The organism is Streptomyces sp. NPDC034103 (assembly GCF_055575395.1).
Genome location: NZ_JBVISS010000003.1, coordinates 606207 through 625569, shown reverse-complemented (window position 1 = coordinate 625569; position 19363 = coordinate 606207). Strand labels below are relative to the sequence as shown.

The window sequence follows — 19363 nt, the reverse complement described above, 5'->3', positions numbered from 1 at the left end:
GGTCACGACCGGGTGTCACCCCCTCGCTGCTGTCCTGGCTGCCTGACTGGCCTGGCGTTGCTCACTCCCCCACTGTGGCACCCGCCACCGACATCGCAATGCCGGTGGGCCAAGTGCCGGAACGCTTGCGCCGCACCCTAGTTGGGGCCCCGGCCCACGTCAGCCGGAAATCGGATCGGTCACTCGATGGAATGGCTTTGGGGAAAGGTGGATGACGGACAGCGAGGATCAGGCCCTGGATCTTGACTCGGATTCAGTCACGTACGGGTTCGTGTTCACAGGCGTGTTCACAGTCACGGGGGCGTTCGCCGTCCCGTGCGCGGGCCTGGCGGGCGGGCGGGCACAGGAACGGGCCCCGGATCCAGAGACGGATCCAGGGCCCGGGGGGTTCATCGGTGTGCGGGGTTTTCAGGCTCCCGCCGCCGCCTGGTTTTCAGACTCCCGCAGTCGCCTTCTTTTCAGACTCCCGCTTCTCAGGCTTCCGCCGCCGCCTTCGCCGCGATGTCCGTGCGGTGCTGGGAGCCGTCGAGGCGGATGCGCGCGACCGCCCGGTACGCGCGGTCACGGGCCTCGTTCAGGTCCGCGCCGGTCGCCGTGACGGACAGGACACGGCCGCCCGCGCTGACCACCGCGTCGCCGTCGTGCCGGGTACCGGCGTGCAGGACGTACGCGTGCGGGGCGTCCTCGGCGGCCACCTCGTCGAGGCCGGTGATCGGGTCGCCGGTGCGCGGGGTGCCGGGGTAGTTGTGCGAGGCGACGACCACGGTGACCGCGGCGTCCTCGCTCCAGCGCAGCGGCGCCAGGTCGGCGAGGTCGCCCTTGGCGGCGGCCAGCAGCACCCCGGCGAGGGGCGTCTTCAGGCGGGCCAGGACGACCTGGGTCTCCGGATCGCCGAAGCGGGCGTTGAACTCGATCACCCGGACACCTCGGCTGGTGATCGCGAGACCGGCGTAGAGGAGACCGGAGAACGGGGTGCCGCGGCGGCGCATCTCGTCGACGGTCGGCTGGAGGACGGTCTCCATGACCTCCTCGACCAGCTTCGGGTCGGCCCACGGCAGCGGGGAGTACGCGCCCATGCCGCCGGTGTTCGGGCCCTCGTCGCCGTCGAGGGCGCGCTTGAAGTCCTGGGCGGGCTGGAGCGGGACGACGGTCACCCCGTCGGTGATGGCGAAGAGGGAGACCTCGGGGCCGTCGAGGAACTCCTCGATGACGACCCGCTCGCAGGAGTTGGCGTGCGCCCGCGCCGCCTCCAGGTCGGGGGTCACGACCACGCCCTTGCCGGCGGCGAGGCCGTCGTCCTTGACGACATAAGGGGCGCCGAAGGCGTCGAGGGCCTCGTCGACCTCCTGGGGGGTCGTGCAGACGTAGGAACGCGCGGTGGGGACGCCGGCCCCCGCCATCACGTCCTTCGCGAAGGCCTTGGAGCCCTCGAGCTGCGCGGCCTCCCCGGAGGGGCCGAAGACCGGGATGCCGACCTCGCGCACGGCGTCGGCGACACCCGCGACCAGCGGGGCCTCCGGGCCTACGACGACGAGCTCGGCGCCGAGCTCGGTGGCCAGCGCGGCGACGGCCGTGCCGTCCAGGGCGTCGACCTGGTGCAGCTCGGCGACCTCGGCGATCCCGGCGTTGCCGGGGGCGCAGTGCAGCGCGGTGACGTCGGGGTCGAGGGACAGGGAGTGGCACAGGGCGTGTTCGCGGGCGCCGCTGCCGATGACGAGGACCTTCACGGGGTCAGCGTAGCCGGAGCGGGGCGCGGGAAATTGTGCGGGTTGCCGAAGGGGGGTGGGGGTGGGGGTTGTGGGTTTCTCTGAATGGGGGTGCGGGGGGCGGGGACGGCTGGGGGTGCGGGGGCCTGGAGGTCGGGGGCCCTGGGGGATGCGGGGGCCTGGAGGGCGGGGGCGGCTGGGGGTTCCGCGGGCCGCCCTACTCGTTCGTGAACTCCTCCACCACCGTCGCGCCCAGCTCCCGCACGATCAGTTCGCGGCCGGAGAGGGCGGATTCGTTGAGGTCGGGGTCGTCGTCCTCGGGGGTGTCGTCCTCGGGGGCGACCGGGGGCGGCTCCGGGGCGGCGGGCCGGGGCGCGGGGGCCGACTGGGACGGGGGCCGCGTCGGGGGCGCCGAGGAGGCCGGGGTGGGGGCCGCGGGGGCGGCCGGGGAAGTGGGGCGCGGGGCGGGAGCCGGGGCGCCGTAGCCGCCGGGGGCAGGGACGCCGTAGCCGCCACCGCCGCCCTGGCCGGGCATGCCGCCGCCGGTCTGGGCGGGCGCGGCGCCGCCGCCCGAGGGGTCGACGATCGCCTCGATCTTCCACTGAACGCCGAACTGCTCCCCCAGCGCCTGCTTCAGGACGTCCTCGCTGCCGCTGCTGACGAAGTTGTCGCGGGCGCCGACGTTGACGAAGCCGAGCTGGAGGGTGGTGCCGTCGAAGCCGGCCACCTGGGCGTTCTGGCTGAGCAGGATCCAGGTGAAGCGGCGGCGGTTCTTGACGGCCTCCAGGATGTTCGGCCACAGCATGCGGGGATCGAGGCCGCCGGCCGGAGGTGCGTAGGCGGCGGCTGCTGCCGCGGTCGGCTGGGGCTGGGCGGGCGCGGGGGTGCTCGCCGGTGCGGGGGCCGGTTGTCCCGATGGGCTCGGGGTCGGCGCTGTCGGGGGCTGGCCGCCTCCGGCGGGGGTCGTCGTGGGCCAGCCCCCGGGGCGTCGGCCGCCGCCCGCGGGGGCTGCGGTGGGCCAGGCGCCGGGGGCCGAGGTTCCGGGGGCCGCGGGGGCGGGGGTGGGTGCGGCGGGGGCTTGGGGGGGCTGAGGCTGCTGGGACTGTGTCTCACCGGTGCCACCGGTGGGACCACTGGCCGGGCCGGCGGCGGCCGTACCGGCGTCCGCTGCCGCGGCCGGACCCGCGGCCCCACCCTGACCAGCGCCGGGACCCGACCCATCACCGAAGCCCGTAGGCACGTTCTGTCCTGGACCGGCGCCGAAGCCCGCGGGGGCCCCGGACGCGGGAGCCGAGCCCGGCCCGGCCTGCGGTGCGCCGCCCGGGGCCCGTACCGCTGCCCGGACGGCCGCGGCGCCGCCCCCCGGCGGGACTTGCGCGGCCGCGGCTCCGCCATGGGCCTCGGGCCCGGGGACGTAACCCATCGCGGGTGCGGCACCGCCGCCGGAGAAGTTCACGCCGCGCTCGAGCCGGTCGAGCCGGGCCATGACGGACCGCTCGTCGCCGTAGGCGGCGGGCAGCAGCACGCGCGCGCAGATCAGTTCCAGCTGGAGGCGCGGGGACGTGGCACCGCGCATCTCGGTCAGACCGTCGTTGACGAGGTCGGCGGCTCGGCTGAGTTCGGCGGCGCCGAAGGTGCCGGCCTGGGCCTGCATGCGCTCCAGGACGTCGACGGGGGCGTCGATGAGCCCCTTCTCGAGGGCGTCCGGGACGGCGGCGAGGATCACGAGGTCCCGCAGCCGCTCGAGCAGGTCGGCGACGAAGCGGCGGGGGTCGTTGCCGCCCTCGATGATCCTGTCCACGACCTCGAAGGCGGCGGCACCGTCACCGGTGGCGAAGGCCTCGACGACGGAGTCGAGGAGCGAACCGTCGGTGTAGCCGAGGAGGGAGGTGGCCATGGCATACGTCACACCCTCCTCCCGCGCCCCGGCGAGCAGCTGGTCCATGACGGACATGGAGTCACGCACGGATCCCTGGCCTGCCCGTACGACGAGCGGCAGGACGCCCTCCTCGACGGGGATGTTCTCCTTGCCGCACACCTCGCCGAGGTAGTCGCGCAGGGTCCCGGGCGGGACGAGCCGGAAGGGGTAGTGGTGGGTCCGCGAGCGGATGGTCCCGATGACCTTCTCGGGCTCGGTCGTGGCGAAGATGAACTTCAGATGCTCCGGAGGCTCCTCGACGACCTTGAGCAGGGCGTTGAAGCCGGCCGACGTGACCATGTGGGCCTCGTCGATGATGTAGATCTTGTAGCGGCTGCTCGCGGGTCCGAAGAAGGCCTTCTCGCGCAGCTCACGGGCGTCGTCCACGCCACCGTGGGACGCGGCGTCGATCTCGATGACGTCGATGGAACCGGGGCCGTTGCGGGCGAGGTCCTGGCAGGACTGGCACTCACCGCAGGGGGTGGGGGTGGGCCCCTGCGCGCAGTTCAGGCACCTGGCGAGGATGCGCGCGCTGGTCGTCTTGCCGCATCCGCGCGGACCGCTGAACAGGTACGCGTGATTGACCCGGTTGTTCCGCAGCGCCTGCTGCAACGGGTCGGTGACATGCTCCTGCCCGATGACCTCGGCGAACGACTCCGGGCGGTAGCGGCGGTACAACGCGAGAGACGACACGCATACGAGGTTATAGGCGCCCACTGACAACACGGCCCCACGGGAACCGACGGCAACCCCGGCCCCGGCCCGCCCGGCCCTACCCGGGAACGCAAGCGCCCCCCACGCACCCGCCAGAGCCAACCTACCCTTGCTGCCTTCCGGCCCTGGGGGAGTTCAGTCAGATAGCGCCGCGTGAGGGGCTGCCCAAACAGTACCCGATGGCGGGGGGTGGGAACGAGTTCGCGAGCACTCCTCAACGTCTTGTATTGTTTGCCGCGGAGGATTCGCCTAGAGGCCTAGGGCGCACGCTTGGAAAGCGTGTTGGGGGCAACCCCTCACGAGTTCGAATCTCGTATCCTCCGCCAGTGCCTCACCGGGCACGATGTCGAAGGGCCCCACCGTTCGCGGTGGGGCCCTTCGTCGTGCGTGGTTGCGGTTTCCGGCTACCGCCCGTCGACGAGGGCGGCCCGGCACACGCGGCCGTGCAGCGCCGCGTGCCGCCCGTACCCGTGCGTCAGCCGGCCGCACCCGGCGCCCGGGCCCCGCTCCCAGGCCGGGCAGCCCAGCGCTGCGGAGGCGGCGGGCCGCTCGATCGGGGTGATCCCTAGCCTCACGCCCCGAGCGACTCCACTCTGATCACGGGAGGTCTGCCACTGAGCTGGAGTGCCTCCCCGGCTCGCTGGACAACCCGATCTCGGCGACCGCTCCGACGCAGGAAGGGTGCCCCCCGTTCACCGGACCCCGTCCCCCCGTCGCCCCGCATAGGTGAGCGCCGGGGTCGGGTCGTGGCCGTCGGTCTCGGCTGTGGTTGTCTCGAAGCGGCTGGGGAAGGGGTACTTGCGGTGCAGGAAGGCCGCTATCGCGGTCCGGGCCGCCTCTCGGGTCTGCGGGGGTGTGTCGACGTCGTTGAGGCAGAAGAAGTCGACGTCGTCGCCGGCGGCGAGGCGGGCGAGGCGGCGGTGCATGTCGGGGGTGCCGAGCTGGACGTAGCGGAAGCGGTACTCCGCCGGGACGGCTCTGCCGGTGGCCATCGCCCAGTGGTGGTGCAGGGTGGACGCCGGGGCCACGTCGGTCGTGGAGCGGAAGCGGGAGTACACCGTGCGCTCCAGCTGCTCGATCGACAGGTCCTCCATCTCCCGCATGACCGCCAGGAGTTGGGGGTGCGGGGTGTGCAGGGACTTGTGGGCGATCTGGCGGCCGTGGAAGCGGCTGATGACCTCGCGGGCGTTCTTCCCCGCGGAGTTGGGGGCCGGTTCCAGGGGGTGGGGGGCGCCCACTCCCAGCTTCAGGGGGGAGAGGGGGATGCGGGCTATGCCGTTGCCGTGGAAGAAGTGCTCGGCGCGTACCGGGCGGTTGATGAAGACGTCGTCGTTGAAGTAGAGGTAGTGCTCCGAGAGGCCGGGGATGTGGTGCAGGCGGCTCTCGATGGCGTGGGAGTTGAAGACGGGCAGGGCGGCCTCGGGGAGGATGTCGCGGTGGTCGATCACCGTCAGGCCCTCCGCCGCCGGGTCCAGCCAGGACGGCAGCTGGGAGTCCGTCACCAGGTAGACGTGGCGGACGAAACCGGCGTACATCTCCAGTGAGCGCAGGGCGTATCTGAGCTCGTCGTGGCTGGTGTAGCGGGAGGCGCCGGTCTCGCGCGCGGCGATGGCGCCGGTGTGGTGCGCCTGGTGGGCGAGGCGTTTGGCGGCCATCGCCGGGTCGTCGCCGTCGACCCAGGTGTAGACGGCATCGACGGGGAAGCGGACCTCGTCGATGCCCGGCTCGGCGAACGCGGCGAAGGTGGGCACGGCGCGGTGGCGGCCGGGCACCGTGGCCGGGCGCTGCGCGGTGACCGGGAGCACCTCCGAGACCGGGTTGCGGCGCGGGGCGACCAGGGCCGGGCCGAAGACGTCCGGCAGGCGGTCGCCGGGGACGGTGAGCCAGGCGGGGTCCGTGCCGAGGTCCTGGCCGTGGCGCCAGAACTCGATGTCGCAGCCCGTCTCCAGGCCGGTGAGCACCTGCCGCTGGGGGCCCAGGCGTACGACGCCGGTACGCAGGACCCCGGCCCGGCGCACGGGCCGCGGCAGCTTGCCGTCCGCCCACAGTGCCGCGCTCGTCACCGTGCCGTCCGGTCCGACCGCGCCGACGTATCCGACGGTTCCGGCGAAGCGGCGGCGGGCCTGGGCCAGGAGGGCCTCGCGGTGGCTCTCGGGGACGCCGAGGACCTGCCGGGTGGTGCCCTGTCCTGGGTCGGCGGGGACCAGGAAGTACGGGACGCCGATCCCGTCCAGCAGGGCGCACACCCGCTCCAGGTCGGCCGCCACCGCGTCCGCGGCGGTGTATCCGGCGACCGTACGGCCGTACAGGCGCGTCGGTCCGAAGCTGACCCGGTGCAGGTCCGGTACCGCGGCCCGCAGGCGTCTGCGGGATCTGGCCGCGTACAGGGCCCACAGCCGGGCGGTCAGCCAGGCGCGCAGGCTCAGCAGATGTCTCCGCGCCGCTCGGATGCCCCCCGGCAGTCCGAAGCGGAGACCGATGCCTCTTCCTCCCATGTCCCTTCCCCCCGGCCCGTCAGTCCTGCTTCTCGTACGGGCTGGCGAAGGGGAAGTAGTCCTCCAGGAACTCGCGCATCCGGACGCTCACCTGTTCGCGCTCCTCGGGCGGTACGTCGACGTCGTTGAGGCAGAAGAAGTCGAAGCGGCGGTTGCGGCGCAGGTCGGCCAGGCGCTGGTCGGCGTCCGGGCGGCTGATGTTGACGTACCGGAAGCTGTACTTGCCCGGCAGGCCGTTGCCGGTCATCAGGGCGTACTGGTAGAGCAGCGGAGCCGTCAGGGCGATGTCCTGCGGTGCCCGGAAGCGGGACGCCATGGTGCGGCGGATGTCCTCCGGGAAGAGCTCCTCCAGGGTCTGGAGCGTCCGCCGCTGCTGCGGCAGGGGGGTGTGCATGAAGTTGTGCGTGGTCATCCGGCCGAACCGCTCCAGCAGCAGCGCCCGGACGTTCTTGCTGGCGGAGTTGGTCGCCGTCTCCTCGGCGTGCGGCTTGCCCACGCCGATCTTGAGCGGGGAGACCGGGATGCGCATCAGACCGCTGCCGTGGAAGAAGTGCTCGGGGGTGACCCGGCGGCCGACGAACACGTCGTCGTTGAAGTACAGGTAGTGGTCCGAGAGACCGGGGATGTGGTGCAGGCGGGTCTCGATGGCGTGCGAGTTGAACACGGGCAGCACGTCCGCCGGGAAGATGTCGCGGTGGTCGACGACCGTGATCCCGGGGGCGCTGTCGTCGAGCCAGTGCGGCTTCTGGCCGTCCGTCACGATGTAGATGTGGCGGACGAAGTCCGCGTACATCGCCAGTGAGCGCAGCGAGTACTTCAGTTCGTCGTGGCTGGTGTAGCGGGAGGCGTTGGTCTCCTTGTCCAGGATCTCGGCGGTGCCGCGGTCCTGGTAGCGGGCGCGCTTGGCCCGCATCGCGGGCTCCTCGCCGTCGACCCAGGTGTAGACGACGTCGACGGGGAAGGTCACGTCCTCGACGGTCGGCAGGGTCAGCGGGACGAAGCTCGGCAGTTCCCGCTCGCCGACCCGTACGGTGGCGGGCCGCTGCTCGGAGGCCGGCAGGACGTCGGTGACACCGTTGTTCCGGGGGGCGACGAGGGAGTCGGCGAAGATGTCCTCGGAGGCCTGGGGCTGCACCTTGGCCAGGCGCCGGGGTCCGTCCTCGGAGGCGAGGATCTGGGCCCCGTCCTCCCAGAACTCCACGTCGCAGGCGAGTTCGGGGCCGGCGAGCAGCTGGCCCGCGGGGCCGAGGTGGTTCTCCCCGATCCGCAGGACCGGTGCCGTGCGCAGGCCCGCCGGCAGCACGCCGTCCATGAACAGCGCGGGGTGCTTGAGCTTCCCGCCGGGCAGCGGCCGGCCGATGAAGACCGCCTTGCCCTCGTTGCGGGCCTCGAGCGCGGCGATGAGACGCTCGCGGTGCACGGAGTTCACGCCGACCGTGTACCGGGTCCGCGCGGTCGGCACCAGGAAGTACGGGATGCCCTCCTGCTCCAGGGCGGCGACGACCAGGCCGAGGTTGCCGGCGGCGGCCTCGACGGCGCTGAACCGGGTCACGACCCGGCCGTAGAGGCGCTGGCCGCGGACCGCGACCGGGCGGAGCACCGGGTCCGTGACCGCGGCCCGGCGGCGGCGCCGCATGGTGCGCAGCTGCCACACGCTCTCGGCGGCCTTCCGCTCTACTCGCGGCCCTATCCGCCGGGCAAAGGAACGCACGGTCACCTTCTGGGCTCCTCTTCCATCACTCTGTCGAACATCTCTGCGTTAAGCAGACTGGCATGCAGAAGCGAAGGTTGTAGAAGAGTTCCCCGGGATTTTACGGACGAAGCGATTCCATTTCAGGTTACTCACAGTTACATGTGGTAAAGGGCCACGTCAGGGACGCAGGAGGAAAGCGGTGACCGCGTGACGGCCCGCGTCACTCTCCGCCCGGGCCTGTGTGCCGGCCGGAAGCCCTCGTACTGGACGTACTTGGGCTTCGGCCGGTGCGGCGAGAGGGCGTCGCGACGGGGCGAGCGTTGCCTGCCGCGGCACCAGCTCACCTGCCCTCCGCCAGGGTGTGCGCCACCAGCGCGTTCGCGTGACCGTGGCCCAGACCGTGCTCGGTCTTCAGCCAGGCGACGAGTTCCATGTGCCGGGTCAGGGGCGAGGTGCGGATCAGGTCCTGCCACTCCGCGATCGGGCGGCCGTACTTCTTCTCGATGGAGGGGAAGTAGCTGGCGGGGCCCTTCACCGGTGCGGTCATGGCGATCGTTCCTCTCGGTTCGGCGGGTGTCGGAGGGCAGACCGCCGGAGGGGCTGGAACTCATCGGTCGCTAGATCGGGTTCGATCGTCCGGATCGTCGCCGGCCCGTCGAGCGACCGGTCAGCCGATCCTCACCGTCTTCGTCTCGCTGACCTGGTCGGTCTCCGAGACCCGGATCGTCACCTTCATCTCCCAGGTGCCGGCGAGGGGGAGGTCGAGGTCGTTGGTGCCCCAGTAGCCGCCCCGGTCGGTGAGCCGGGCGTCGAGGGGGCCGATGTCCTGGGCGGGGAGGGAGAAGGACAGCCGGAGTTCGGGCACGATGGCGAAGCCGCCCTCGGCGTCGAGGACCACGGCCTCCACGGAGTTCTGGCCGACCCGCGCGGGGTCGAGGGTGATCTGCACCTGTCCGCGCGCGCCGCCGACCTCGAACGGCACGTGGCTGACGGAGGCGACCGGCAGACCGGCGGCCGCGGGGCTCTGCGCGGCCTCCGCCTCCGCGCGGCCGGGCACGGTCCCGGTGAGCACGGTCGTGAGCACCAGCACCACCACCCCGACGATGACCTCGGCGAGCACGGACCTGCGCAGCCCCCGCCGGTCCGCGACGAGCGGCGGCTCCTCCGGCAGGCCGTCCTCCGGCGTGCCGTCCTGCGGCCCGTCGGGCAGCGCGGGGCCGCCGACCGGCTCCGGTACCCGTCGCGCGACGGCGGTCCGCGTTTCCGCCGTCGCCAGCCGGACCGTCCACAGCCGGGAGAACCCGGCCGCCGTCAGCAGCACGACCACCGCCGTCAGCTTGGCCACCAGGAGCCTGCCGTACGTCGTGTCGGTGAGCGCGGACCAGGAGCCGAGGCCGCGCCAGGACTGGTAGACGCCGGTGAGGACGAGGACGCTCACGCAGCTGAAGGCCAGCCTGGAGAAGCGCGTGACCGTGGCCGGCTCCAGGACCGCCGCACGGGACAGGGTGACGACCAGGGCCGTGAGTCCGCCCAGCCAGGCCGCCATCGCCAGGACGTGCAGCACCGAGGAGGTCATCGCCACCGGCACCTGGATGCCTGCGGAGGCGTGCTCCCCGGCCGCCCAGGTCAGGGCGAGGCCGAGGGCGAGGGCGGCGCCGAGCGCGTAGGAGGACCTGCGGCGCCGGAACAGCCGGAGCAGGAAGAGCGCCGTGAGCGCGAGGAGGGCGAGGCGGGCCAGCAGGACCAGGCCCGGGCGGCTGGTCGCCGTCCGTGCGAGGGCGGCGGCGTCGAAGGCCGTCGCGGGGCCCGTACCGGCCTCGAAGGGCGCCCGGAGCACGAACAGCGCGACCGTGGCGCCGAGCAGGGTCCACCAGCCCACCCGCAGCAGCCTGGGCAGGACGTTCGCGTCCGCCGGCCGGCACAGCGCGAGGAAGACCGCGGTGCCGACGAGCAGCGCCACCGCGAGATAGGCCAGGTAGCGGGCGATGGTGTACAGGCCGGTCGTCGCCGGGTTCTCCACCGGCCCCGGGTCGACGCTCACCGCCGTCGCCGAGGGCTCGCCGACGGAGAAGGTGAACGCCCCCGACACCGGGTGGCTGTCCGCCGAGACGACCCGCCAGGCCACCGTGAAGGTGCCCTCGCCGAGCCCGTCGGCGGGCAGCGCCACCCGGACGCTGTCGGAGCGGCCGGGCACCTGGCCGGCCTCCCCCGTGCGCACCCGCTCGTTCTTCGGGCTCAGCACGCGGAAGGAGTCGTCGAGCAGTCCGACGGACTCCGTGAAGGTCAGGGTGATGTGGCGGGGCGCGGACTTGAGGACGACTCCGTCCCGGGGGTCGCTGGAGCGCAGGGCGGCATGGGCCGACGCCGGTCCGGCGCCCTGGAAGAGGAGCAGGACCAGCACGGTGCCGAGCAGCACCAGGCCCTGAACTGCACGCCTTCGTCGTCCACCGTCACGCCCCATGTCAGTTCCTCAGCCCTGGACTCGCCTCCGCCAGAGGTACGGACCCGGGCGCCGGAACACTCACCAGGTGGGCCGTGCCGACATCCCGCCGTCCACCACCAGGTCCTGCCCGGTGACGAAGGAGGCGAGCGGCGAGGCGAGGAACACACAGGCGTCCGCCACGTCCTCGGGCCGCCCCAGCCGGCCCAGGGGCGCCTTGTCGAGCCACCGGCCGACCCCGTCCGGCCAGTCCCCGGCGAGGCCGTCCCGGTCGATCAGGCCGGGCGAGACGCTGTTGACGCGCACACCGCGCGGGCCGTACTCGAGGGCCGCCGCGCGGGCGTGCATCACCGCGGCCGCCTTGGACGCGGCGTAGTGGGCGTGGCCGGCGGCCGGGGCGTGCGCCTCGATCGAGGCGATGTGGGTGACGGACCCGCCCTCCATCACCTCGGCCGCGGCCTGCGTGCAGGCGAACACGCTCGTCAGGTTGGTGTCGACGACCTCCCGCCATTCGTCGGCCGTCATCGCGGGCAGCGCCCGCACCGGCTGCACCCCGGCGTTGTTGACCAGCGCGGTCAGCCCGCCGCCCCACGCGGACGCCTCCCGCACCAGCTCCCGGCAGGCGTCCGCGTCCGTGAGGTCGGCCCGCAGGACGACGGCCCGGGCGCCCGCCTCCCGGACCCGGGACGCGACCTCCTCGGCCGCCGCCACCGCCGTACGGCAGTGCACGGCGACCGCCGCGGCGCCCTGCTCGGCGAACCGCAGCGCGATCCCCCGCCCGATGCCGCCGCCCGCGCCCGTGACGAGGGCGACCTGACCTTCGAGGAGTCTCATGGGCGGCACAGTGCCGCGATCCGGTCGCTCTGCGCGGGATAGCGCGCCGCCAGTGCCTCGAACTCCCCGTGCTCATAGCCCTCGTAGGTGAACCCGGGGGCCATCGTGCAGCCGAAGAAGGTCCAGGCGCCGCGGGAGCGCGCCCCCATCCAGGTGCCGCCGGGCACGGTCAGCTGGAGGTGCTGTCCGGCGCGGACGTCGGGTCCGAGGACGGGGGTGGAGGTCGTGCCGTCCGGGGCGAGGAGCAGCAGGTCCAGGGGGTCGCCGAGGTAGAAGTGCCAGACCTCGTCGTTGGGCAGGCGGTGCAGGGCGGAGAAGTCGTCGGAGGTGAGCAGGGCGACGATGGCCGAGCCCTCGGGCCGGCCATCCGCGCGCTCGGGGCCCGCCCAGGTACGGCGGAACAGGCCCCCCTCGCGCGGGATCGGTTCCAGTCCGTAGTGGGCGACGAGGTCTTCTGGGGTCACCCGGGGAAGGCTACCGCCCGTGTCAGGAACGCCAGTTGGGCGTGCTTCTCGGGCAGGTACACGCCCGGGAGGTCGATCTCCGGCAGCACGACCCGCTCGCCGGGCACGAACCCCTGCCGCAGGAAGCGGGCGATGGCCTTGTCGTTGCGGACGTCGGGATCGACCACGACCCGCTCGCGGTCCGTGAGGACGAACGTCGTGACGGCGCCGAGGAGCGCCGCGGACCAGCCGTTGCGCCCGCCGTCGGCCCCGGCGGGCGCGAGCAGCAGATGGACGCCGATGTCCCCGGGCTCGACGGGGTAGCACTCGCTGACCCGGTCGGCCTCCGGCTCGTAGGTCTGGAGCAGCCCGACCGGTTCGCCGTCCTTCTCCAGCACGAAGGCGTGGTGGGTGTCGAGGGTGTCCATGTGGGCGTAGATCTCGGCCACTTGGTCGCGGGTGAGGCCGTTCATGCCCCAGAACGCGGCGCGTTCCTCGCTCACCCAGCCGTGCAGCGTCTCGGCGTCGGCCCGCGCGTCGAGGACGCGGACCCGGACGGTGCCGAAGCCGTCGACCTTCTGCTCGTGGACGTAGGTCTCAGACATCGCTCTCCTTGCTGAGCTGTTCGAAGTCGGTGACGACCGGGACGAGGTCGCCCACCAGCCACAGGGGCAGTTGGTCACGGTGATGGGGCGAGCCGGGCACCCCGGAGGCGCCCAGCGGAACCACCCAGCGGCTGTCCTCGCGCCGGGCCAGGTCCCACACGTACCGGGCGGCGGGCCCGCGCGCGGCCCGGTCGGTCAGGCCGGGGACGGCCGAGGTGCACAGCACGCAGTCGTGGTCGCCGGACAGACCGGGTGCGGCGTGCTCCCCGTCCGGCGGGTCCGGCAGCGCCCGCCAGGCGAACAGGCGGTGGGTCTCGCCCCAGGTCCCCGGGGCCTTCCCTGCGGCGACCTCCTCGACGGCCGCGCGGATCTCGGCGGGGCGGTCGACGCCGGACAACTCCTCGGCGCGCAGCAGGTGTTCGAGGGCGTAGCCGATCCTCGGGACCAGGGCGAGCCAGGGCAGCAGGACCTCGGGGTAGGCGGGCGGGGAGGTCAGCGCGGCGAACGCGGGGTGGGCGGCGAGCCGGCGTACGACCGCGCCGCGCACCGCCGAGTACAGGGCGGCGCCGGTGCTGTCCGCGTCCATGCGGCGGTCCCAGGCCAGCAGCGTGTCGCGGATCTCGGTGGCCCCGGGGGACAGGTCCGGGAGCGCGGTGAGGTGGTCCAACAGGGGTGCGGCGGACGCGAGATGGGTGTCCATGTGGATCGCGGGCATGTCGTCCGCCGTCCACCGCTCCTTCTCCGCGAGCAGCCGCGCGATGCGGTTCGCCCGGTGCGGCGGGGCGAACTCCACGCCGAGCGGGGCGGCCGGGCCGCGCTGGTTGGCCATCACCGCGACCCCGTCGGTGAGTCCGGCGCGGGGCATGGCGTGCCAGCCCGTCCACGCGTGCCCGGGCTCCCAGGCGGGGACGGTCCGGGTGCGGTTGGCCGCGGAGCGCACCGGCACCCTGCCCGCGACCCGGTGCAGCAGCCCGCCCTCGGTGTCGGCGGCCTGGACGACGTTGACGGGTTCGGCCCAGGTGTCGAAGGCCCGGTCCACGTCGGCGACGCGGCGGGCGCGCAGGAGGGGCAGCAGGGCGCCGAAGCCGAGGTCGCCGGTGACGCGGGGCGGGGTGCGCAGGCTGAGGGCGAGGGGGGTGCCGTCGTCGAGGCCCTCGGGTCCGCCGGCGATCACCGGGCCGCGCTCGGTCTCGATGACCTCGACCTCGACCGGCTCCTCGCCCGCCACCTCGACGGTCTCGGTGTGCCGGGACGCGCGCCGCCACCTGCCGTCCGGGCCGAGGGCCTCGACACCCGCGCCGGTCCTTCTGAGCCGCTCCTGGTAGAGGTCCTGGTAGTCGGCCATGGCGTTGGTGATGGCCCAGGCCACGGTGCCGGTGTGGCCGAAGTGGGCGATGCCCGGGATGCCGGGGACGGCGAGGCCGACGACGTCGAACTCCGGGCAGGACAGGTGGATCTGCTGGTAGACGCCGGGGTCCTCGATGAAGCGGTGCGGGTCGCCGGCGATGATCGCCTGTCCGGTCACGGTCCGCTCGCCGCTCACCAGCCAGCCGTTGCTGCCGGAGGTGCCGGGCCCGTCGGCGGCGAAGAGTCCGACGGCCTCCTCGCCGAGGTGCCGGATCGCCTGCTCGCGCCAGAGCTTGGCGGGGAAGCCCGCGAAGAGGATGTGGGTGGCGAGCCAGACGCCGAGCGGGGTCCAGGGCTCCCAGCGGCCGGGGGTGCCTAGCGGCAGGGTCGCCTCGGCGAGCTGCTCGTTGACGCCGTCGACGTACGCCCGCACCCACGCGGCGGTCTCCGGGTCCTGGCCGCTCAGGGTCTCGAAGCAGCGTCGCGCGGTGTCGTCGAGGCGGGCCCGTCGTGCGAAGCGGTCCCAGGACAGGGCGTCGGCGCCGAGGACGGCGGCGGAGGTGCCGCGTGCCCGGTGCCGCTCGACCTCCAGCTGCCAGGCCCGGTCGCGGGCGGTGACCCGGCCCTGGGCACGGGCGAGTTCGCGCACGCTGCCGGCGCGCAGATGCGGGACACCCCACTCGTCCCGGTAGATCTCGGCGCTCACTCTGGGTCTCTCCTGTGCTTTAGGTTAGGCTCACCTAAGTTATCAGTGGTGGAAGCGTACGCGAGAGGTGAAGAGACGATGGCGCAGGGGCACGGCTGGGAGGGCGCGGTCCTTCGACTGCTGCGGGCGAAGGACTACGTCTTCACCGTCACGGGCGCCGAGGACGTCACCCCGGCGTACCGGCGGCTGCACCTGACCGACGGCGGGATGCTGGCCGCGACCGGCGTGCACCCCACGATGTGGGTCCGGCTGTGGTTCTCCGCCGCGGGCAAGCCGCACCAGCGGGCGTACACCCTCGTCGATCCGGACCCCGCGGCCGGCACCTTCAGCCTGGAGTTCGCCCTGCACGAGGGTGTGGCCAGCGACTGGGCGCGTACGGCGAAGCCCGGCGACACGATCGAGGCCACCGTCCACGGCACGGGCTTCGAGCACCCCGACCCGGCCCCCACCCACGTCGTCGCGATCGGCGACCCGGCGTCCCTGCCCGCCATCAACTCCCTGCTGGACGCCCTGGGCTCGTCCCCCGCGACCATCTGGTTCGAGGGCCCCACCACCGGCCTCCCCTTCCGCACCGACCCGTCCCGCCACGACGTCCGCGCCTCCACCACGCTGGTCGACGAGGTCAGGCGAGACCTCCCCGACCTCCTGAAGGCCCACCCGGACGCCTACGTCTGGATCGCCTGCGACACCGCGACGACCCGCACCCTGTCCGCCTACGTCCGCAAGGACCTCGGGGTCCCCAAGGACCGCACCCACGCCCTGGGGTACTGGCGGGCGGCCTGAGGGTCCCGTCGCGCGGGCGTCCTCCGCAGCCGTCGGGTCCGGCGCCGCGTCGGCCGTTCCCCGCGTGGAGCTCCGACGCGCTCCGGGGCATGATCGGGGTCATGGACGTCACCCTTCACCTCGCCCAGGACCCCGAGGCCGACGAGCTGCTCGGGCGCTCCCCGCTCGCCGCGCTGGTCGGGATGCTGCTGGATCAGCAGGTTCCGATGGAGTGGGCGTTCAAGGGGCCCCGGACCATCGCGGACCGCCTCGGCGGCGACGACCTGGACGCGCACGAGATCGCCACGCAGGACCCCGAGGCCTTCGCGGCGCTGCTCTCCGAGAAGCCCGCGGTGCACCGCTACCCCGGCTCCATGGCCAAGCGGATCCAGCAGCTGTGCCAGTACCTCGTGGAGCACTACGACGGCAGCGCCGAGCTCGTCTGGAAGGGCGTCGACGACGGGCGCGAGCTGCTGGCCCGGCTGGAGTCCCTGCCCGGCTTCGGCAAGCAGAAGGCCCAGATCTTCCTGGCCCTGCTGGGCAAGCGGCTCGGCGTACGGCCCAAGGGCTGGCGCGAGGCGGCCGGCGCGTACGGCGAGGCCGACGCCTTCCGGTCCGTCGCCGACATCACGGGGCCGGAGTCTTTGACGAAGGTGCGGGCGCACAAGCAGGAGATGAAGGCGGCGGCCAAGGCCGCGAAGGCCGCCAAACCCGCCAAGGACGCGAAGGCCGCCAAGAGGTAAGCCGATCGGCGCAGCCCACCGCGCGGGAGGGTCGCGCCCGGTCCCAGCATGGACCATGACCGAAGCACCGAGCGGCTCCCCCCGGGGGCCGGAGTACGACGACCGCAGGGTGCACACGCAGCACCGCGCCCATGAGCCCGAGCCGCCCCTCGAAGGCCCCCTGCACGCGCTGTCCCGGGCGGCCTGGCAGGTCGTCCTGCTCACCGGTGTCGCCTCGCTGGTCCTGGGCGTCCTGGTGCTGATCTGGCCGGGCTCCACGCTCCGGGCCACCGGCGTCCTCTTCGGCGTCTACCTCGTCGTCAGCGGGGTGTTCCAGCTGGTCTCCGCCTTCGGCACGCACCGGACCACGGGCCTGCGCGTCCTCGCCTTCCTCAGCGGGGCGCTGTCGATCCTGCTGGGACTGTTCTGCTTCCGCGGCCCCATGCAGTCGCTCCTGCTGCTCGCCCTGTGGATCGGCATCGGCTGGCTCATCCGCGGGATCACCCAGACCCTGGCCGCCGCCTCCGACCCCTCGATGCCCGCCCGCGGCTGGCACGTCCTCCTCGGCATCCTCACGTTCGTCGCCGGGATCGTGCTGATCGACTCCCCCTTCGAGTCGGTCGCCGTCCTCACGGTGGTCGGCGGGATCTGGCTGGTCGCCGTGGGGCTCGTCGAGATCGTCACCGCGGTACGGATGCGCGGGCGGGCCGGTCAGGTGCCCCGCACGGTGTGAGTGAGCCGTGCGGGCGGATCTCACGGACGACGCGATGAACCTCGTACTCCCAGGGGCAGAGCAGCAATCATGAGCAGCACCAGAACCTGGCTCCGCGCCTTCGTCCTGCTGCTCGCGCTGCTCGTGCCGGGCGGCCACGCCGGGGCGCACGCCGCCACCGCCGTCGCCCCGGCCGTCTCCGCCGAGCTCGTCGAGTACGACGTCCTCGACACGGCCCTGCGGCCCCCGGCCCGCGCCGTCCACCGCCCCGTCGCCCCCCTGAGCCCCGCGCCCCGCCCCACCCCGGCGCCCGGTGTGCCCGCGGACCGGCCCCTGCCGGTGCCGCCCCGGCCGCCGTACGCCCTGCCCCTCCTGCGCACGGTGGTCCTGCGCTGCTGACCGGCCCTCGCTCCCGAGGACACAGGCCAGTCAGCAGCGACCCAAGGAGAGCACCACCATGCCCGTCGACCCGTATGCCGTCCTGCGCGCCCTCGTGCGCGCCGAGGCCTCCCGCAACGCGCCCAAGCCGCAGGCCCGGCAGGAACCGAAGCCGCAGCCGTCCCCGCAGGAACAGCGGGCGCGCTGAGCGAGGGCCACGGCGGAGGCGGGGCCCGTCCGGCTACCGCCTCCGCCGAGCCGTACCGAAGATCGAGCGGCTGATCTCCCGGCCGATCTGCGTGCCCAGCGACCGGGCGAGGGACTTGAACACACCGCTGTCGACGACCTGGCGGACGACAGAGGGCTCTTCCTTCCGCGAGTCCGCCGGGGCCGGGGGCCGCGCCGGCTCGGCCGTCATCTCGTCCGGCCCCTTGGCCCCGCGCCGGGCGCCCAGCTTCTCGTAGGCCGACTCGCGATCCACAGCCTGTGCGTAACGCCCGTACAGCGGCGAGGCCGTGACCGCGCCGTCGAGGGCGGTGGTGTCGACCGGGCCCATCAGGGACTCGGGGGCGCGCAGCCGGGTCGCGGCGACCGGGGTCGGGGCGCCCTTCTCGCTGAGCACCGTGACCACCGCCTCCCCCGTGCCGAGTCCGGTGAGCAGCTCCTCCAGGTCGTACGCCGAGTCCGGGAAGGTCCGCACGGTGGCCTTCAGCGCCTTCTGGTCGTCCGGGGTGAAGGCCCGCAGGGCGTGCTGGACACGGTTGCCGAGCTGGGCGAGGACGTCGGCGGGCACGTCCTTCGGGGTCTGCGTCACGAAGAAGACGCCGACCCCTTTCGAGCGAATCAGCCGGACGGTCTGCGTGACCGAGTCGAGGAACGCCTTCGAGGCGCCGTGGAAGAGCAGATGCGCCTCGTCGAAGAAGAAGACGAGCTTCGGCCTGTCGGTGTCCCCGACCTCCGGCAGATCGTGGAACAGGTCGGCCAGCAGCCACATCAGGAACGTCGAGAACAGCCGCGGCTTGTCCTGCACGGCGGGCAGTTCGAGGACGGAGACCATGCCGCGCCCGTCCTCGGCCGTGCGCAGCAGCTCGTTCGTGTCGAACTCCGGCTCTCCGAAGAAGTCGGCCATGCCCTGCGCCTCGAAGGCGGTGAGCGCGCGCAGGATGACCCCGGCCGTGGCGCTCGACAGCCCGCCGATGCCCTTCAGCTCCGGCCGGCCCTCGTCGGAGGTCAGGAAGGTGACGACGGCCCGGAGGTCCTTGAGGTCGACGAGTTCGAGCCCCTTGCTGTCGGCGTAGTGGAAGACCAGGCCGAGCGACTGCTCCTGGGTCTGGTTCAGCTGGAGCACCTTCGACAGCAGCAGCGGGCCGAAGTCGGTGATCGTGGCCCGTACGGGGATGCCGTGGCCGATGCCGCCGAGGGCGTAGAACTCGGCCGGGAAGCCGGTCGCGGTCCACCGCTGGTGGACGTCGGCGGCCCGGGCCCGGACCTTGTCGTTCTCGGCGCCGGGTGCCGAGATCCCGGACACGTCCCCCTTGATGTCGGCCAGGAACACCGGCACACCCTGCGCGGAGAGCTGCTCGGCGACCAGCTGGAGCGTCTTGGTCTTGCCGGTGCCCGTGGCGCCCGCCACCAGACCGTGCCGGTTCAGCATCGCCAGCGGGATCCTGACCTGCGCGTCCGGCAGGCACACCCCGTCCCAGAGCAGGGCGCCGAGATCGAGGGCGGGGCCGCTGAAGGCGTACCCGGAGGCGATCTCCAGGGCCTCCTTCGGGAGGGCGGGGGCACTGCCCGGGGCCTCGGGAGCGGCGGCCTGCGGCATGGTCTCGCTGTCACTCATCTCAGGCACCTGTTCCGGTTTGCCCCCTCTTGCGGCATCTTTTCCAGC

Annotated in this window: 17 protein-coding genes, 1 tRNA gene and 1 other RNA gene; 6 read left to right on the top strand and 13 right to left on the bottom strand. The window is 73.2% G+C overall.

Features of this window, described 5'->3' with window-relative positions:
* Positions 1–473: 473 nt before the first annotated feature.
* The 3 genes from purD to ffs all read right to left on the bottom strand — a co-directional run bounded on the left by purD (position 474) and on the right by ffs (position 4504).
* The gene (gene purD / locus ACZ56U_RS09105) at positions 474–1727 is read right to left on the bottom strand and encodes a phosphoribosylamine--glycine ligase (RefSeq protein ID WP_469083358.1); all 1254 of its coding nucleotides are present in this window, start codon (positions 1725–1727) and stop codon (positions 474–476) included.
* A gap of 196 nt (positions 1728–1923) precedes the next feature.
* Positions 1924–4317, bottom strand: a complete 2394-nt coding sequence (locus tag ACZ56U_RS09100) for a DNA polymerase III subunit gamma and tau (RefSeq protein ID WP_469083357.1) — start codon at positions 4315–4317, stop codon at positions 1924–1926.
* A gap of 88 nt (positions 4318–4405) precedes the next feature.
* Positions 4406–4504: signal recognition particle sRNA small type (ffs, locus tag ACZ56U_RS09095), an RNA gene on the bottom strand.
* A gap of 72 nt (positions 4505–4576) precedes the next feature.
* Between ffs and ACZ56U_RS09090 the strand changes: the two genes are divergently transcribed.
* Positions 4577–4664: transfer RNA gene (locus ACZ56U_RS09090), tRNA-Ser, on the top strand.
* A gap of 78 nt (positions 4665–4742) precedes the next feature.
* Here ACZ56U_RS09090 and ACZ56U_RS09085 read toward each other — a convergent pair.
* The 9 genes from ACZ56U_RS09085 to ACZ56U_RS09045 form a co-directional block, all read right to left on the bottom strand.
* The gene (locus ACZ56U_RS09085; RefSeq protein WP_469083356.1) at positions 4743–4913 is read right to left on the bottom strand and encodes a hypothetical protein; all 171 of its coding nucleotides are present in this window, start codon (positions 4911–4913) and stop codon (positions 4743–4745) included.
* A gap of 117 nt (positions 4914–5030) precedes the next feature.
* Entirely contained in the window at positions 5031–6833 is a 1803-nt protein-coding gene (locus ACZ56U_RS09080) for a Stealth CR1 domain-containing protein (RefSeq protein ID WP_469083355.1), read from the bottom strand.
* 19 nt (positions 6834–6852) lie between these two features.
* Positions 6853–8550, bottom strand: a complete 1698-nt coding sequence (locus ACZ56U_RS09075; RefSeq protein ID WP_469083354.1) for a stealth family protein — start codon at positions 8548–8550, stop codon at positions 6853–6855.
* Positions 8551–8866: 316 nt separating this feature from the next.
* Positions 8867–9073, bottom strand: a complete 207-nt coding sequence (locus ACZ56U_RS09070; RefSeq protein ID WP_469083353.1) for a DUF4287 domain-containing protein — start codon at positions 9071–9073, stop codon at positions 8867–8869.
* A 120-nt stretch (positions 9074–9193) separates the two neighbouring features.
* Positions 9194–10942, bottom strand: a complete 1749-nt coding sequence (locus ACZ56U_RS09065; protein ID WP_469083415.1) for a copper resistance CopC/CopD family protein — start codon at positions 10940–10942, stop codon at positions 9194–9196.
* A 105-nt stretch (positions 10943–11047) separates the two neighbouring features.
* Positions 11048–11800 carry an SDR family NAD(P)-dependent oxidoreductase gene (locus ACZ56U_RS09060; RefSeq protein ID WP_469083352.1) on the bottom strand — a complete coding sequence of 251 codons (753 nt, stop codon included), beginning with the start codon at positions 11798–11800 and terminating at the stop codon, positions 11048–11050.
* On the bottom strand, positions 11797–12264 hold the full coding sequence (locus ACZ56U_RS09055) for a cupin domain-containing protein (RefSeq protein WP_469083351.1): 468 nt from the start codon (positions 12262–12264) through the stop codon (positions 11797–11799). Before ACZ56U_RS09055 ends, ACZ56U_RS09060 begins: the two co-directional genes overlap by 4 nt.
* Positions 12261–12848, bottom strand: a complete 588-nt coding sequence (locus ACZ56U_RS09050) for a GNAT family N-acetyltransferase (protein ID WP_469083350.1) — start codon at positions 12846–12848, stop codon at positions 12261–12263. Before ACZ56U_RS09050 ends, ACZ56U_RS09055 begins: the two co-directional genes overlap by 4 nt.
* Positions 12841–14901 carry a penicillin acylase family protein gene (locus ACZ56U_RS09045; protein ID WP_469083349.1) on the bottom strand — a complete coding sequence of 687 codons (2061 nt, stop codon included), beginning with the start codon at positions 14899–14901 and terminating at the stop codon, positions 12841–12843. Before ACZ56U_RS09045 ends, ACZ56U_RS09050 begins: the two co-directional genes overlap by 8 nt.
* A 78-nt stretch (positions 14902–14979) precedes the next feature.
* On the opposite strand from ACZ56U_RS09045, the gene ACZ56U_RS09040 reads away from it, so the two are divergent.
* The 5 genes from ACZ56U_RS09040 (at position 14980) to ACZ56U_RS09020 (ending at position 17683) form a co-directional block, all read left to right on the top strand.
* The gene (locus ACZ56U_RS09040; RefSeq protein ID WP_469083348.1) at positions 14980–15684 is read left to right on the top strand and encodes a siderophore-interacting protein; all 705 of its coding nucleotides are present in this window, start codon (positions 14980–14982) and stop codon (positions 15682–15684) included.
* A gap of 101 nt (positions 15685–15785) precedes the next feature.
* Complete coding sequence (locus tag ACZ56U_RS09035) at positions 15786–16406, top strand: HhH-GPD-type base excision DNA repair protein (RefSeq protein ID WP_469083347.1); 621 nt, start codon at positions 15786–15788, stop codon at positions 16404–16406.
* A gap of 55 nt (positions 16407–16461) precedes the next feature.
* On the top strand, positions 16462–17118 hold the full coding sequence (locus ACZ56U_RS09030) for an HdeD family acid-resistance protein (RefSeq protein WP_469083346.1): 657 nt from the start codon (positions 16462–16464) through the stop codon (positions 17116–17118).
* A 69-nt stretch (positions 17119–17187) separates the two neighbouring features.
* Positions 17188–17496 carry a hypothetical protein gene (locus ACZ56U_RS09025; RefSeq protein ID WP_469083345.1) on the top strand — a complete coding sequence of 103 codons (309 nt, stop codon included), beginning with the start codon at positions 17188–17190 and terminating at the stop codon, positions 17494–17496.
* A gap of 58 nt (positions 17497–17554) precedes the next feature.
* Positions 17555–17683, top strand: coding sequence for a hypothetical protein (locus ACZ56U_RS09020; RefSeq protein ID WP_469083344.1), 129 nt, complete (start codon positions 17555–17557; stop codon positions 17681–17683).
* Positions 17684–17716: 33 nt separating this feature from the next.
* On the opposite strand, the gene ACZ56U_RS09015 is transcribed toward ACZ56U_RS09020, so the two are convergent.
* Positions 17717–19315 carry a helicase HerA-like domain-containing protein gene (locus ACZ56U_RS09015; RefSeq protein ID WP_469083343.1) on the bottom strand — a complete coding sequence of 533 codons (1599 nt, stop codon included), beginning with the start codon at positions 19313–19315 and terminating at the stop codon, positions 17717–17719.
* Between the last annotated feature and the right edge of the window lie 48 nt (positions 19316–19363).